Origin of the sequence: Shimazuella kribbensis DSM 45090 (assembly GCF_000428065.1) — a bacterium.
In the GTDB taxonomy this organism is placed as follows: domain Bacteria; phylum Bacillota; class Bacilli; order Thermoactinomycetales; family Thermoactinomycetaceae; genus Shimazuella; species Shimazuella kribbensis.
Genome location: NZ_ATZF01000002.1, coordinates 452,331 through 467,855 on the forward strand (window position 1 = coordinate 452,331; position 15,525 = coordinate 467,855).

A 15,525-nucleotide genomic window follows, 5' to 3' on the forward strand; every position below is an offset into this window, starting at 1 on the left:
GTACAATGGAGAATGTTGATTTTTTGAACTTTTGAGGTGTTACATTTTATGGACGTAAAACAAATTACTCTACAATCTTTGCTTGATCTCCCTGATAAACTTCACAATAAAGAAGACAGCAATCGAACTACTTTAGAATCTGAGGATAAGGAAAAAGATCATCAATCCTTATGGGATTATCTTGATATGTAGAACTGTTCTTTTCATTACTTTACAGAAAAAGAAATATACTTTATCCAAGCATTTCTTTTACCAAACCAATCTCGTCCACCGTAGATTGGTTTTTTGTTTTATCACTCTTCCGTTTTTCACATCTCACCAACCGTAATGATGGAGATAAAGGATAAAACACAAGTAAACTTTTGTTCAGTAAAAATGGATGGCCTGCCGAAAATCCAAATACATCAGCAGATCATGTTCGCTTAGAAAACCAAGATCACTCCTCTTCCGGCCCACCACAATGGATTCGATATTGTCAATCGAGCTGTTTTTTCTCCTTATCTTAAATTCGCTATTCATCACAAGTTTAAACGCATCCAAACTCAATTGCTTTGCCATTGATAGGCCACCAGCTTGATATACAACGCCTTCTGGAGACGCATAAAGATCAATTTCTGGCTTTAAAAGCTCGTACTGCAACCTTCTTGTTTCATTTATCTGTTTTAATGCCATCCAAACTGCTATTATCGTTCCAAGGCCACCTACCCATTGTCCTGCCGCACTCCACATATCCCAATTGGTATACCAACTTGTTGTTAGTAAAGATTTTATAATTACGGATTCCTCCTACCTATTTTCTTGATAATACAAATGATGAATATCTGTTTCAATATACTTAAAATCTAACTCCTGCATTATCAAATAGTTCAAATAAATATAGACATTGGCAATTCCTTCTGCCCATAAATGATGACCTTCATAAATATGAATATCTTTTTTAAATCTTTTGTCATATAGAAAGCCCACAAATCTTTTTAAGATAACATCTTTCTTTACACTTGGATCTTTTATATTGACGTTTAGATTTTGTTTAAACCATTTATGTGGTATTTGATTTATCGAATTTATGGTCAAAATGATATCGAATGCATTTATTTTCAAATTATGCTCTTTTAGGAAACAGTCGGTTTTCTTATATATTTCTTCGCAATCTCTTAAATGAATAACAGGATCAATAAAGTTAGCATGCTGAGAAAAAGGAGAAGTTGTTACATACGATTGGATTAATAATCGTATATCCTTACTAAGGTAAACCAAATTCTCAAAGTAAAACTCATATAACCAATTTACATATGTTTCATATTTTTTTATATTCTCTTCTTTCTCCTGATTGAATTGATAATATCTCCATGTTTGTTTGAGTAATTCGTTATACACTTCAATCCTTTTTATAAACAACTGGTCTCTAATAGTTGTTCTTTGTTGCATCATGGCAGTCTCCACCGTTTTCCTGTTCGAGACTACTGAAATCCATACAGTCCCTAATAAAGTTGCTAATCCCAAAGGGATCGTTACCAAAGCAGTGATGACTGCTGCATCCACCTCAGGGCTATAATTTTTTGATAACCAGAATGTAAGAACAAAGGAATAGATCAAACCAACGCCAATAAATGTAAAAATACTAATGAGCCATAACCATATTTTTTTATTCAAAGGAACACTCCTAATACCATTTGCTTGTCTATATTATATCAATTTTCTGACGTTATATATTTTCGTATGAAAAAGCACTAACGTGCTAGATTCATCCGAAGATAATCCCATACGCTAGTGCACTTTATGAGGAATCACATATTTGTTGTAATCTGATTTTATATTTGCTTCATGATCTAATATTCACCTTATACGATTAACTAATTTTCAGCAACTTTCCCGTCTCGATCAAAGTCTTCATCATAGAAAGTCCAATAGGCCAATATTTTTGACTTCCTAAATAAGAAGGATCATTATCTGTCCATTGATCATGAACAAGTGTCAATTTGACCACTTCCCCTGCTTGATCCAAGGAATAAGTAATACGAGACTCAAAATTTTCCGTATCAGGATTATACACTTTTCCTGTAAAATGAGTAAAACTCAATAACGAATTAGGCTTAAACGCTAATATTTTCCCATACACATGTATTGTTTGATCACCATCAGCACCAGGTCCTACATAAGCTAATGTATCTCCTACTTTAAATGTAGACTCGATTACACTGCCGAAGTACATTTGTTTGACATACTCCGGATCAACTAGCGCATTCCAAACTTGCTCCAATGTACCATCAATATATATTTCATACTTTAAATCCATTTTCACAACCCCCCTATGCGTGATACACCTACATTAAAACATAACATCACTGACAGAACGTGTCAGGGAATTTGGCATACTAGATGAAATATCTCCAGTATTCCAAAATATATACAAAATTTTCAGAATTCAATGGATATAATTAGTGTGACCGACTGCATCCGAAGATGACAGACGGCCGCTAACTCATAGCAATCAGGAAATCACCCAAAATTCTATCAAAGTCTAATATAAACAACTGAAAGATAGGAAATTTACCTTCTTAAGCCCATTGCTTGTTCCACTTCTCTCATCGTTACAGAGGCTACTTCTCTCGCTTTCGCTGCTCCTTCATCCAAAATACGATCCAGTTCCGATGTGGAGATCAGTTCTTGAAACCTAGCTTGAATAGGGCGAAGTACTTCGATGACTGCTTCTGCTGTGTCTACTTTGAGATGGCCGTAGCCTTTTCCTTCGTATTCCTGCTCTAATTGCTCGATACTTTTTCCTGTACATAAGGAGTAAATCGCCAACAGATTGGAGACTCCAGGCTTTACCTCTTTATCAAAGCGAATCGTATTATCTGAATCAGTCTGTGCACGCTTTAGCTTTTTCATAATTTCTTTTTCAGTATCCAGCAGACGAATGGTGGCATTTTGATTTGGGTCTGACTTGCTCATTTTTTTGGTAGGATCTTGCAAAGACATAATACGCGCCCCTACTTTTGGAGTACGGATTTTAGGTAGTGGAAAAACCTCTCCATACCGATGGTTAAAACGTTGTGCCAAATCGCGTGTTATCTCGATATGTTGTTTTTGATCATCCCCAACAGGAACATCGGTCGCTTTGTAAAGCAGCATATCTGCTGCCATCAATGGGGGATAAGTCAGTAGACCAGCAGGAATCGATTCTCCTTTATCTTGCGCTTTTTCTTTAAATTGAGTCATTCTCTCTAGTTCGCCGACATAAGATATAGTCTGCATGATCCATGCTAATTGAGCATGTTCTGCTACTTCGGATTGGACAAACAACGTTGTTTTTGCCGGATCAAGTCCAACAGCCAAATAGAGAGCAGCCAAATTTCTCGTATTTTCACGTAATTGGGTAGGATCTTGTGGTACGGTAATCGCATGTTGATTGACGATACAAAAAAAGCTTTGCTCTTCCTCTTGAAAATCAACAAAATGTTTGATTGCACCCAAATAATTACCCAATGTTAGTGTTCCACTTGGTTGAACTCCTGAGAATACTACTGCCATCTGATATTTCCTCCTCCAAATAAAAAAGCCCATTTCGCCCTAAAATTAGGGACGAATGGACCGCGTTGCCACCCTAGTTATTTTCCATGTAAGAAAATCACTTTGTACTCGTATCGTGAGTAAACCAAAAAAAGCTCCCAAGCCCATTCCACTTTATTCCTTTGCTTGTTTCCACCACCCACAAGCTCTCTGTAAAAGGGGGATAAAATGTACTTTTCTTGTTCCACGCTTTTTATGTATTTTGCTAAAGGATAACATCTCATAATGTATAAGTCAAAATTGGCGGCTCTAGAATAAATTCTAGAGCCCAACGCCAGTTAGTGCAACAGGACCTCGGGTGGGTAGACCATCTTTTGGAAAGTATTCAGGAATGAATCCATCTTACCCCCCAAAATCTGGATACCCTCCTCGCAGAGATTCACCACATCGCCTGTGAAGACGTGGCCCTTCATCTTGCAGTTACAGTTAATAGAGACATATGCGTCACCCGTGAAGGACAAGCAGTTGTCTCCCTTCTCTACCTCCATCGCTGAGGCTGAGAAGCACCATTCTTTCCCATCCTGAGAAAGAACACCTTCGATTTCCTGACCAACTTCCAGCGTGATGTTGATCTTCAAGGATACCTCTTCCACGAGACTGAACGTATATTATTATTATATTTGAAATAGTTAGCTATAGATAGTCGAAATAATAGTAAAATTGAAACAGCAGGTATTTATCCTTCTACCGAGAACAGAAAAGATAACTCATATCAAGAAAGGACTATGATTACTATTTTATCTCCAACCAAACATGTCGATCTTTGGCTGTTTTCCATTGATCCACAAGATTATAAAAACAACAAATTCCTTTCGATACTTTCCATCGAAGAACAAGAAAAAGCTGCAAAATTTCATTTCTCATCCGATCGGGAAAAGTTTGTGATAAGCCATGGTATCATGCGTCAATTACTCTCTTCCTACCTTGCATGTGATCCACAAGAGATTCAATACGAAAAAAACGCATATGGAAAACCATCCTTATCCTCACCTTCTTCCTATGTCCATTTTAACCTTAGTCATTCCAGTCAGTTAGGAGCCCTAGCTGTTTCCTCTCATCCGATTGGTGTTGATATTGAGTACATCCATGTTTTAGATGACTATGTATCTTTAACCAAACATTTTTTATCAGAAAAAGAAAGCAAGTACTTTCGAGATTTGGAGTCTCGTGATCAAAAAACAGCTTTTTATCGAGCTTGGACTATCAAAGAAGCCTACATTAAAGCCATCGGAATGGGACTGTCCTATCCCATTGAACAAGTAACCATGAGCATAAACGAGAGAGCGCAGTTATTGGAAGACCGATCAAACCCTAGTAATATAGATAAATGGTCTCTTTATTGTTTCGAACATGAAAATTATTTAGGTGCCTTAACCCTCCCTAAAGGATTTCATGTTGAAATAATAAAAATATAACAAAAAGATTTCTCTTTGCATTTATGAAAGAGAAATCTTTTTTGCCATTCCATTAATAATTTGTATCTGCTTGACCACCTGTTACAATCTCGACACCTGCACTTGCTCCGATTCGATTTGCTCCTGCTTCCACCATAGCTTGGACATCTGCTGCACTGCGAATACCACCAGAAGCCTTCACTCCTAATTGATCACCCACTGTTTTTCGCATCAATGCCACTGCTTCCGTAGTCGCACCGCCTGTTGAAAACCCTGTAGATGTCTTTACAAAATCTGCACCCGCTTGAATGGCAAGACTGCAAGCACGAACAATTTCTTCTTCTGACAATAAACTAGTTTCCAATATTACTTTTACTAATGCCTTTCCTCTTGCCTCTTGAACTACTGCTTGTATGTCTTTGCGAACATACTCATCATCGCCTTGCTTGAGAGCTCCAATATGAATAACCATATCCACTTCCGTAGCACCTTGCTCGATAGCTAGCTTGGTCTCAAAAACTTTTACCTCTGTCAAAGTCGCACCAAGTGGAAAACCAATAACCGTACAAACTTTTACACTTGGTGTATCCTGTAATACTTCAAATGCAGTAGCAACATGACTCGGATGAACGCAAACAGATGCAAAATGATATTTTTTTGCCTCTGTTGCTAGTTTTTGAATATCCGAAGTCGAAGCTTCTGCTTTTAATAATGTGTGATCGATCAAGCTAGCATATTCTTTCATCGAAAATATCTCCTTTTGAATTTCTCATTGACCCTTTAGCTTCTTTGCTTGGACTATAATGTTTTCTACAGTAAAACCGTACCGTTTCATCACTTCTTCACCAGGAGCAGATGCTCCATATGTAGTGACACCCATGATTTTCCCTTCGTTTCCAGTATAACGCTCCCAACCAAGGGGATATGCCATCTCAATCGCCAAGCGATGCGGAATTGATGATGGCAGTACAGCTTTTCGATATTCTTCTGACTGCTTCTCAAAAAGCTCCCAACATGGCATACTAACCACACGTGTTGCAATACCTACTTCAGCTAGCTGATGATGTGCTTCTACTGCGAGACTCACCTCTGATCCGGTAGCAATGATGATGAGTTCGGCTTTTTTTCCATCCGTTGGGTCAGTCAACACATAGGCTCCACGAGCTAATCCTTCTGCTGCTTTATCATAAGTCAGATGAGGAAGTTTTTGACGAGATAAAACAAAGGCAACAGGACCAGTCGATTGACTCATTGCATAATGATACCCCGCAACTGTTTCACTAGCATCAGCTGGTCGAATTACAGTTAGATCAGGGATGGCACGTAGAGAAGGAAGATGCTCAACTGGTTCATGGGTAGGTCCATCTTCACCAACAGCAATGCTATCATGAGTAAAAATATACATAACAGGTTGTTTCATCATAGCCGCAAGTCGAAATACAGGGCGCAAGTAATCGGAAAAAACAAAGAATGTTGCACCATATGGTCTAATTCCTCCATGCAAGGACAGTCCATTTAGAGCTGCACCCATTGCATGTTCCCGAATGCCAAACCAAATATTTCTGCCTTCATAAGTATCTTTATGAAAGATAGGAATACCTTTCATATGCGTTTTATTAGAAGACGCTAAATCTGCTGATCCTCCCATCAATGATGGAATGCGATTTGCTAAGGCGTTTAATATTACTTCTGATGCTTCACGAGTTGCTAAAGGCTTTGCATTTGCATCAAAAGTTGGGAGTTTCTTGTCCCATCCATCTGGCAGTTCTCCTGCTACTGCTTGTTTGAATTGGCGGGCTAGTTCAGGATAGGATTGTTCGTATTCATTAAGTAATTGATTCCACTCTTCTTCTTGTTTTGCACCATTTTTCATGCAAGGTTCCAGATATGTTTTCACTTCTGCTGGAACCGTAAATGCAGGATAACTCCAACCAAGTGCTTTTTTCGTTTGTTCTGTTTCGTCTGCTCCGAGCGGAGCACCATGTGCCGCTGATTTACCAGCTTTATTTGGACTTCCATAACCAATTACAGTTTTGATTTCGATCAATGTTGGATGATCCAGATCTGCTTTTGCTTCCTCTATTTTTTGCGCGATAGCAGATGGGTCGTTTCCATCCTCCACCCGTAAATATTGCCATCCATATGCGCCAAAGCGATCCGATACCTTCTCAGTAAAAGATTGATCTAAGTCACCATCCAGACAAATATCATTGGAATCATAAAGTACAATGAGTTTTCCTAAACCTAAATGTCCAGCCAAAGATGCAGCTTCAGCGGTAACCCCTTCCATCACATCCCCATCTCCACACAAAACATAGGTGTAATGATCGAGGATAGGAAAATGTTCTCGATTGTAAACCTTTGCTAAATGTGCTTCTGCCATTGCCATGCCGACTGCCATGCCAATCCCTTGTCCAAGCGGTCCAGTAGTAGCTTCAATCCCTGCTGGAAAACCATATTCTGGGTGTCCATGAGTAATGCTCCCCCATTGACGATAATTTTTCAAATCATCCATCGTCAAATTATAACCGAGTAAATGCAGGATACTATAAAGTAGTGGAGAGCCATGACCAGCGGATAATACAAATCGATCTCGATTAAACCAACTTGGATTTGCCGGATTGTGCTTTAAAAATTTCGTCCATAACGTATATGCCATTGGCGTTGCACCTAAGGGCATACCAGGATGACCAGAGTTTGCCTGTTCTACCATATCAATGGACAATGTTCGAATGGTATTCATGGTTAATTGTTCTATATCGTTGTGCTGTACCATATTATCTCATCCTTTGTATGATCCATACATGAACCCCATCGACTCTTTCCTAATAAGAGAGTGGCAATGGGGTCATATCTGTTTAGGAAACCATTTTTTCTTTGTTGTTTTTGATGATACCAAGAACAACTAATAACAGAACTACCAAAACAGGAACAGCGTAAACAAATATGGGACTTAATTTAATCAGATTTCCTAAGATAATTCCTGCTGCTCCAAAGTCTGCATCTCCAAAAGTGGTACCTTGAAATCCTAGTGACCCAAGAACAGGTAATAGGAGCGCTGGTAAGAAACTAATGATGAAACCATTGGCAAGGGAACCAAGTACTGCACCTCTTCTTCCCCCCGTTGCATTTCCAAATACTCCTGCTGTCGCACCTGTGAAGAAGTGCGGCACTAATCCTGGTACAATCACTTTCAGACCAACTAGAGGAAGTAAAAACATACTGATGATTCCAGCTACAAAACTAGCCAAGAAGCCGATAATCACAGCGTTTGGTGCAAAAGGGAATACTGCTGGACAGTCAAGAGCTGGAGTGGCGTTCGGCACTACTTTATCTGCAATCCCCTTAAACGCAGGAACGATTTCTGCAATGACCAATCGAACACCAGCAAGGACAATGTAGACACCGGCTGCAAAAGTTATGGCTTGCGTGACAGCAAATACGATAAAGTTTTGTCCTCCACTTAATTCGGACTCAATATAGGTTTTCCCCGCAGCAAAAGCTACAATGAAAAACATGATCGCCATAGTCAAGGATATCGCAACAGAAGTATCGCGTAAAAATCCTAATCCTTTTGGTACTTTCACATCTTCCGTTGATTTCTTTGGATTTCCTAAATATTTCCCAACCATTCCAGAGATAAAATAGCCTACAGATCCAAAATGACCTACAGCAATATCATCGGAACCAGTGATTTTCCTTACCGTTGGCTGTAATAGCGCAGGCATGAGCACCATCAATAAACCGAGAATGATAGAACCGATCACAACCAAAGGTACTCCTTTGATGCCACCTGTAGAAAGAATAACGCCAATCATACAAGCCATAAATAAAGTATGATGCCCAGTTAAAAAAATATAGCGAAAACGGGTAAAACGAGCCAAAAGAATGTTAACGATCATTCCAAATAGCATGATCATCGCCGTTTCTGTTGCAAATGTCTTTTGTGCTAATGCAACGATTGCTTCGTTATTCGGGATAACCCCTTGTATTTGGAAACCTTTATCAAACATCTTACTAAAGAAATCAAGTGTCCCTACGATAACACTAGCCCCAGCAGATAAAATAAAGAAACCCATTACCGTTTTCAAGGTACCTGCTACTGTATCTGCTGCGCTTTTCCGCTCTAACAACAATCCAATGAGTGCAAAAAGACCTACCAATATTGCAGGTGTACCTAAGATGTCTTTCATCAGTAAGTCAAGCATAAAACAGCCCCCTTATTCGTGCTTTTTAAGCTTCTGCAATATTTGCTTGCAATGCTTGTTTTAGCTCATCCATGTTAAACATATTTTTTAAAGAAATCGTCTTGTGGTCTCCGCTGAGCTGATCCATAATATCCCCTGATCCAATATAATAATCAGCTTGTTCCGATTTCGCTGTTGTTAAATCTGTGTGTGTAACTTCAGCATCAATGCCAAGTTCTTTCATCGCCTTTTTCACATTCAGCTCCAACATAAAACTGCTACCCAATCCTGATCCACAAACTACTAAAATTTTCATACTTTCCTACCTCCTAATGTTGTGAGTACTGAGAAATCAAATCCAATACGATTTGTTTGTCTTTTGCTTCGATGATTTCATGGACATCTGCTTCATGGGATAAAAGTTCTGATAACTGTGCCAATGCTTTTAAATGTGACTCTTTATCTACAGCAGCAAGGACAATCATGAATTGAACGGGATTATCACTTCCCTCAAAAAATACTCCCTCTTGCAAGGTAAGTAAGCTCATCCCCATTTGTTTGACACCTTGTTCTGGTCTAGCATGTGGGATCGCAATTTTAGGAGCAATCACAACATAAGGACCCAATTCCATAACATTTTTAATCATTGCGTCCACATATTTTTCTTGTATTGCACCATTGGCTAGCAATGGTTGTGATGCCAATTGAATTGCATCTTTCCAATCTTTTGGCTTTCGTTGAAGTTGGATCATATCTTCTGTCAATAAATCTTGTAGCACTGGTTTCACCCCTTTTTTGATCATCTGTTTTTCGACAGAGATATAGTGAGTCAATTCTTCTATCAGCTTTGTCTCATCTTGAATCTTGGCATGTTTTTTAATGATCTCTATCAAAACTGGAATGGAATGTTTAGAAGACCATGACTTGCGGCGTTGAACTACTAGATTAAACTGATTCAACAATGTTTCTTTTTCCATATCGGTAAGAATAGGATCGACATGAAAAACAGGAATCTCGTGGTGAATGGGAATCGTAGAGACAATAAAATCAACATCATATTCCATGCATGGATCAAATTCTCTCAAGGAAAGAATTTCTACCACATCCACGGTTGTTAATAAATTTTCAATTTGAGACTGCAACAATTGAGAAGTAGACACACCATTTCCACAAACAATCATTACTCTCTTTCTGGCTTGCGGGGTTGTCCCTTCGCGTTTGAGCCATCCGCCAAAATACATCGCTAAGAAGCCGATTTCATCTTCATTGAGCGCTTTTCCAATATAGGTTTCTAAATGATGGATAACCTTTTTTGTAAGTTCAAACACTTCTCCATATGTTTGCTGAATGCTCTCTATTAGCGGATTATCAATCACCAAATCATACTTGAGTCGATAGTAGGTTTGTTTGAGATGTTTGAGCAAATCTTCTTTGAGTTTGGGAGACTCTTGAAAAAACACACAGGCGTATCGTTGAAAATCAAATACCATGTTTTCGATAATCCATTTTAAGTTTTTTGTAACTTCGTTTTGATCCAAATCATACTGGTCCATGCGAATCGATATTCCTAGCAAGTGCATAGTCAGATAAGCTATCTCGTCTTCCGGATAAGAAAGAAGAAACATCTGACTTAATTGTTCTGCTACATGCTTGGCTACATCATATTCGGATGTCGTTTGCAAGACATCCTTTTCTTCCTCTTCAATCTGGATCGCATTCCCTTCAAGTAAGCGCTTACTAAATATCAATAGCCGAAGAGATAATTGATGATACATTTCATCCGTGATCTGAATTCCATACTTTGTTACGCTCTCTGTAATCAGCTTTTCAATAGAAGGGAAATTCGCATGAATAAACGATAGTATATTTTTTTCCGTTTCCAATGCCTCTTGATTAAACTCACCATTTATCCTCACTTGAATCTCATTCAACAGATTGTTCCAACCATTTGTAGTAAGCATATGGGATAAATAATGCAACAATGCTTTTCGTTTCTGGCTTTCTTCGCCTTCTACTATATATCCGTGTCCTCTTTGAAAGTGAAGGTTGAGTTGAAACGAAGCAAATTCTTCCTTTAATTTGTTTATTTCATGAATGGTCGTTCCTCTACTAACCTTGATCTTTTCTATTAAATCTTTAAGAAATAATGGAGTGCTCATAGTTAGAAAAGAAACAGCTAATATATTTTTTCTCTCTTTTTCCGAAAAGTAGTACTGTTGTGTATTTAAATCTTTTAATAACAAAGGTACCATTTGTTTTGTTTCATCTGGAACAAAAAGCCCTCGCGAACGAATATTGGTAATTGGCTCTAGCCCTTTGTCTGTAAGCCAATCATTTGCTTTCTGTATGTCATAGTAGAGTGTTCGTCTCGAAATATGAAGTTTATTGGTGATCTCCTCAATCGGTACATGACCATGGCTATGAACCAATTGAGCTAAGAGGTGAACACTTCGTTCATCCAATGATATCCCTCCCCTCTATCTAGACTGTGCAGAAGTTGTACGCTATATGCGTCTACTTCTATGTTACACTTTTTCTATAGATATGAAAGGGTTTACATGGTTCAAATCACGTTTCGTCTTTTGTGCAACAACTGAACTATCAGTACCACATGATCAAATTCATTTGTTTTTGTTGCATAAAAAGAATAGCTTGGTACAATCAAAGTTGCGCCAAGCTTAATCCACTTCCCTATTATTTTAGAAAATAAGCGGCAATCGTGTCTGTATCAAAGGGAGTTATCCCTTTATGAATATCAAATAACGTATCCGCTTCTTCTGGCTGATCCACTTGATTTCCTCTTGCTTTTGCATGTAAGCGGAATAGATCATAAAGATTGGGTCTTTGTAAAGTTGTGATCCATTTACCCAATTGTGCTATACTTCGTTTGTTTCGCTCTATCGTAGCTCGATCATTCAGCTCACGATTTAAACCCATATCAACCCAAAACACTTTCCTCTCCTTGGCATCAATGACTAGCGGAACTGCTATTCTAGCATTCGAGGCCAAGTCTACTTTGTCTTGAACAGTAGAAGGTTCATAGATTTTCCCCGCTGAAGCTCTTTGACGAACCATCCAACCAGCGTAACACTCTGGCAAAGACGAAAATATATGCTCACTGAAGCAATAGATAGATAAAATGATATATCTACTATCATTTCGTAGTACCGAAGGTAAATGAATATCAATAAATTCACTTGCTCCATTTGGTGCTGAAACAATGTCTCCACTGTGAACCGATTCATAAGTAGGTAATTTTAGGTTCGTAAAAGAGAGATGCTCTTTATACTGCCAGTCTTCGCTGTAAATGGATGCAGAAAGATCAATATCTACATCACCTGTATACTCTCCATTTATGTAACCTTCTTTCCACCAAAGAAAAAAGCGTATCGTATCTCCATCTGGAATGGAAAGTCTGCTTCCTCTTCCAACCGTGCGAAGCGATTGACTAGCAGAACGACTGGATAAAGGTACCATGTAATTTTGTAGTTCTGGATTGATATATACTTTTCCGAGATCTGGAAGGCTGGCAAACCGGTCTAATAATGTTTTGTTGCATAGAGAAACAATAGCGTCACAAATCGACGATTTCAAAAGAGGCAATTCATTATCGATCACAACATATTTAACTGTATTTCCTTTTGGAAAAAAGACTCGTTCTTCTGTTGATATACTTCTGTTAGCAAAATGCGATTGCAAAGTTAGCAGCAACGGAGTAGGAACTTGATCTGCTACTTTTGCAAAGGAATCTAATGTTTCCATTTTATCTTCCACCGTGCGCAAAACATGATCCAATCGACGCGCAAATTCACCTGGTCGTTCGGACAGTAAGGAATAGACTTTTTTTATATTTTTGGTGGCTAGAGCTTGTTCAATCTGACTAGAAAAAGTCCATATTGGTAACTGATTTCGTATCTTATGAAAAGCCTCTGCTACTTTTGGAAATCTCATTTGATACTCGCTTGGATGCAATATCTCTCCCAATCGAATCCAAGGTTTGCGATATCGAAGCATATCTTCTTCTATGTTGGTACACTGTTCCAACAACGCTAATAAAAATCTACGCTCGTGACGTGAAAACTTTTTAAATTTCGTAGAAGCAGCAAGGCTGATATCTCCTTCGGAAAGGGCGACAGCAAGACGCAGGACATCCGTAGCAGTTCGGAAATAAGATGCAACTTGCTCTCCCTCTATCTTTTTTAACTGGAGCAGCTGCGCAATCACAAACCCGATATTTTCTTTTAATGGAATTTGTACTGGCAGCAGTTTTTGTGAATCAGGGTGAGACGCGAGGGACAACGCAATATCTTCTCTATCTTGCAGGGAAATAGGTGTTTTGGAAGCAATGAGATTTTGAATCATTTGTTCAAATTCTTGCTCATTTCCTACATCGATCATTTTTTTCTCATTTTCTTCTTCTAACATCTCACGCTCCACGATATCAGTAGTAGATGGGAATTCGAGCGTATAATAATGGAACATAGCATTCCAAAATAAATGACTCTCTTCCATCGTCATAACCTGATCCGGAAAGTTTGGATACATGGGGTTGTATTCTTTATCATCCCCGACTATTTTCTTTAGACTGCTGAGTAAAGGCATACAAAAAGCTAAAAATTGAGCCTCCGAAAGCGTCTGACATTTTTCTATTAGCTTCATCGAAAAAATATATCCTAACTCATCTAAATTTTTCAAAAAGGTAGCAAGCATTACTTTTGGCAATTCCCCTTGTCCTTCTTCGACCATGACTTTCTGCTTTCTTCTAACATATATAGGATTAAAATCTCGTATCATCGAAATTCTCCATTTCTGTATGTAAAATAAAGAAAAAATCAGGAAAAGGATGTCCCTGACGTCTTTTTGTTAAGATAGAAGGAAGGAACATCATAGCCTGATTTTATAGTATTCTATATCGATAGATACTTATATGTCAATAACCATTAATCCTATGAAGAATAGAGAAACTCCCTTCCTGATGAAAGGGAGTTTTTTATTTTGACGTTCCTTATTTACGGCTGGACGACAGGAGACCCGTCGCCCAGTTGAGTCCGATCAAGTATCAGTTCATCGGGTGAGGATTGTAGAAGATGGCATATGCCTTCTCGACATACCTCAACTTGTAGTCCGGCAACCCACTTGACCGAATCTTGTGCTTAGGTACCCACTGGCAATCAACGTGAGCACCGCTCTCAAGCCTCACCTTGGGCTTCACGCCCTCGACCGAACCCACGAAATTGAACACTCGGCGATATTCTGTGAAGGGGAAGCGCCTGATCTGTGTCGGGGCACCTTCAAAGAAGGTCTCGTGGAAGGAAACCTTAAGTCCCGTTTCCTCGTCCACCTCACGAGCGACTGCATCCCTCGTGAGTTCGAGGGGATCGATTCCACCACCGGGCACCTCAAAGATGGATGCACCAGGGTCGTCAGGATCCCTTTCCATGACGAGTACATTTCCACGATCATCGAAGATGATCGCGGATACTACGATGTGATACCGGTGGATATCCGGGTCAGGAAGCCAGTTTCGGATTCGCTTCAAGATCCTCATGTTGCGCCTTTCTTTCAATGGAACCTGTAGCACAAAAATAACATACATTCGATTATTCTGTCACTATATTATTTTAAAAATACAGTGTCTTGCATTGAGTTTCAATTATTTTGATTATTTCACCCTCTTTGTGATGGATATAAAAATGATCTCCTTCCACCATATGCAACGAAAAATCATTCTCTGTTTGTGCTTGCCACGCTTTCAAGTGTTCTTCCCCTGCTTCTGGATCATCGGTTCCACCAAGTGCTACGATTGGGCTTTTCAACTTATTCCCAGGTAGATACTGATACGTTTCGCACATGGTGAAGTCAGCACGCAACGCTGGTAGAAACACCTGCAAAAAATCTCGGTTTTGTACTAGCTCTTCTGGTAAACCATTCATTTCTACGATTCCATCTAAAAATTCCTCATCTGGTAAGTGATGAATTTTCCTCCCTGGATCAGAGGTATGCGGTGCATGATATCCTGAGACAAAAAGATTTTCTGGTAGTGGCAGACTCATGGTTTGTAGTAATCTTGATACTTCAAAACTGACTAGTGCACCCATACTATGACCAAAGAAAGAAAATCGATTGTTCATCAAATACGGTTGAATTGCAGCTACGATATCACGTATCAGAGCATGAAAATTCGTATAGGATGGCTCTGTAAAACGAATGCCACGACCTGGCAGTTGAACGGGACAAATTTGAAAATGATCAGGTAGATATACTTGCCAATTGTTATAAAAAGCGGGGTTTCCCCCGCCATATGGAAAACAAAACAAAAGGTGTGCATCTGGCTCGATTTCTTTGGTATAAGGCAACCAAAGACTTAACAT

At 39.0% G+C, this 15,525-nt stretch carries 15 protein-coding genes and 1 other annotated feature; of the genes, 2 read left to right on the forward strand and 13 right to left on the reverse strand.

Annotated elements, in window-relative coordinates; genetic code table 11:
• The first annotated feature begins 48 nt into the window (after window positions 1-48).
• Window positions 49-192 carry a hypothetical protein gene (locus A3GQ_RS26715; protein WP_156877564.1) on the forward strand — a complete coding sequence of 48 codons (144 nt, stop codon included), beginning with the start codon at window positions 49-51 and terminating at the stop codon, window positions 190-192.
• 174 nt (window positions 193-366) lie between these two features.
• Here A3GQ_RS26715 and A3GQ_RS0105705 read toward each other — a convergent pair whose 3' ends face one another.
• From A3GQ_RS0105705 to A3GQ_RS0105725, 5 genes are all read right to left on the reverse strand, one after another.
• Window positions 367-672, reverse strand: a complete 306-nt coding sequence (locus A3GQ_RS0105705; protein WP_169818252.1) for a hypothetical protein — start codon at window positions 670-672, stop codon at window positions 367-369.
• A gap of 114 nt (window positions 673-786) precedes the next feature.
• Window positions 787-1,653: a hypothetical protein gene (locus A3GQ_RS0105710; protein ID WP_028776231.1), complete on the reverse strand. Its 867-nt coding sequence runs from the start codon at window positions 1,651-1,653 to the stop codon at window positions 787-789.
• Between the two features lie 196 nt (window positions 1,654-1,849).
• Complete coding sequence (locus tag A3GQ_RS0105715; RefSeq protein WP_028776232.1) at window positions 1,850-2,296, reverse strand: SRPBCC domain-containing protein; 447 nt, start codon at window positions 2,294-2,296, stop codon at window positions 1,850-1,852.
• Between the two features lie 254 nt (window positions 2,297-2,550).
• Complete coding sequence (trpS, locus tag A3GQ_RS0105720) at window positions 2,551-3,534, reverse strand: tryptophan--tRNA ligase (RefSeq protein WP_028776233.1); 984 nt, start codon at window positions 3,532-3,534, stop codon at window positions 2,551-2,553.
• A 44-nt stretch (window positions 3,535-3,578) separates the two neighbouring features.
• Window positions 3,579-3,769, reverse strand: a binding site (T-box leader).
• Between the two features lie 82 nt (window positions 3,770-3,851).
• The gene (locus A3GQ_RS0105725) at window positions 3,852-4,151 is read right to left on the reverse strand and encodes a hypothetical protein (RefSeq protein WP_028776234.1); all 300 of its coding nucleotides are present in this window, start codon (window positions 4,149-4,151) and stop codon (window positions 3,852-3,854) included.
• 147 nt (window positions 4,152-4,298) lie between these two features.
• Between A3GQ_RS0105725 and A3GQ_RS23530 the strand changes: the two genes are divergently transcribed.
• The gene (locus A3GQ_RS23530; RefSeq protein ID WP_051271243.1) at window positions 4,299-4,988 is read left to right on the forward strand and encodes a 4'-phosphopantetheinyl transferase family protein; all 690 of its coding nucleotides are present in this window, start codon (window positions 4,299-4,301) and stop codon (window positions 4,986-4,988) included.
• Between the two features lie 52 nt (window positions 4,989-5,040).
• Here A3GQ_RS23530 and deoC read toward each other — a convergent pair whose 3' ends face one another.
• The 8 genes from deoC to A3GQ_RS0105770 form a co-directional block, all read right to left on the reverse strand.
• Window positions 5,041-5,712, reverse strand: coding sequence for a deoxyribose-phosphate aldolase (gene deoC / locus A3GQ_RS0105735; RefSeq protein ID WP_028776235.1), 672 nt, complete (start codon window positions 5,710-5,712; stop codon window positions 5,041-5,043).
• Between the two features lie 24 nt (window positions 5,713-5,736).
• Window positions 5,737-7,743 (reverse strand): transketolase, encoded by a 2,007-nt coding sequence (tkt, locus tag A3GQ_RS0105740; RefSeq protein ID WP_028776236.1) that lies wholly within the window; start codon window positions 7,741-7,743, stop codon window positions 5,737-5,739.
• 82 nt (window positions 7,744-7,825) lie between these two features.
• Window positions 7,826-9,175: a PTS ascorbate transporter subunit IIC gene (locus tag A3GQ_RS0105745; protein WP_028776237.1), complete on the reverse strand. Its 1,350-nt coding sequence runs from the start codon at window positions 9,173-9,175 to the stop codon at window positions 7,826-7,828.
• 25 nt (window positions 9,176-9,200) lie between these two features.
• Window positions 9,201-9,470 (reverse strand): PTS sugar transporter subunit IIB, encoded by a 270-nt coding sequence (locus A3GQ_RS0105750; protein ID WP_028776238.1) that lies wholly within the window; start codon window positions 9,468-9,470, stop codon window positions 9,201-9,203.
• Window positions 9,471-9,483: 13 nt separating this feature from the next.
• Window positions 9,484-11,616, reverse strand: coding sequence for a BglG family transcription antiterminator (locus tag A3GQ_RS0105755; RefSeq protein WP_051271246.1), 2,133 nt, complete (start codon window positions 11,614-11,616; stop codon window positions 9,484-9,486).
• Between the two features lie 232 nt (window positions 11,617-11,848).
• The gene (locus A3GQ_RS0105760) at window positions 11,849-13,948 is read right to left on the reverse strand and encodes a TerD family protein (RefSeq protein ID WP_037464029.1); all 2,100 of its coding nucleotides are present in this window, start codon (window positions 13,946-13,948) and stop codon (window positions 11,849-11,851) included.
• 265 nt (window positions 13,949-14,213) lie between these two features.
• Entirely contained in the window at window positions 14,214-14,702 is a 489-nt protein-coding gene (locus A3GQ_RS25580; protein ID WP_051271248.1) for an NUDIX hydrolase, read from the reverse strand.
• A 73-nt stretch (window positions 14,703-14,775) separates the two neighbouring features.
• Window positions 14,776-15,525, reverse strand: coding sequence for a thioesterase II family protein (locus A3GQ_RS0105770; protein WP_028776241.1), 750 nt, complete (start codon window positions 15,523-15,525; stop codon window positions 14,776-14,778).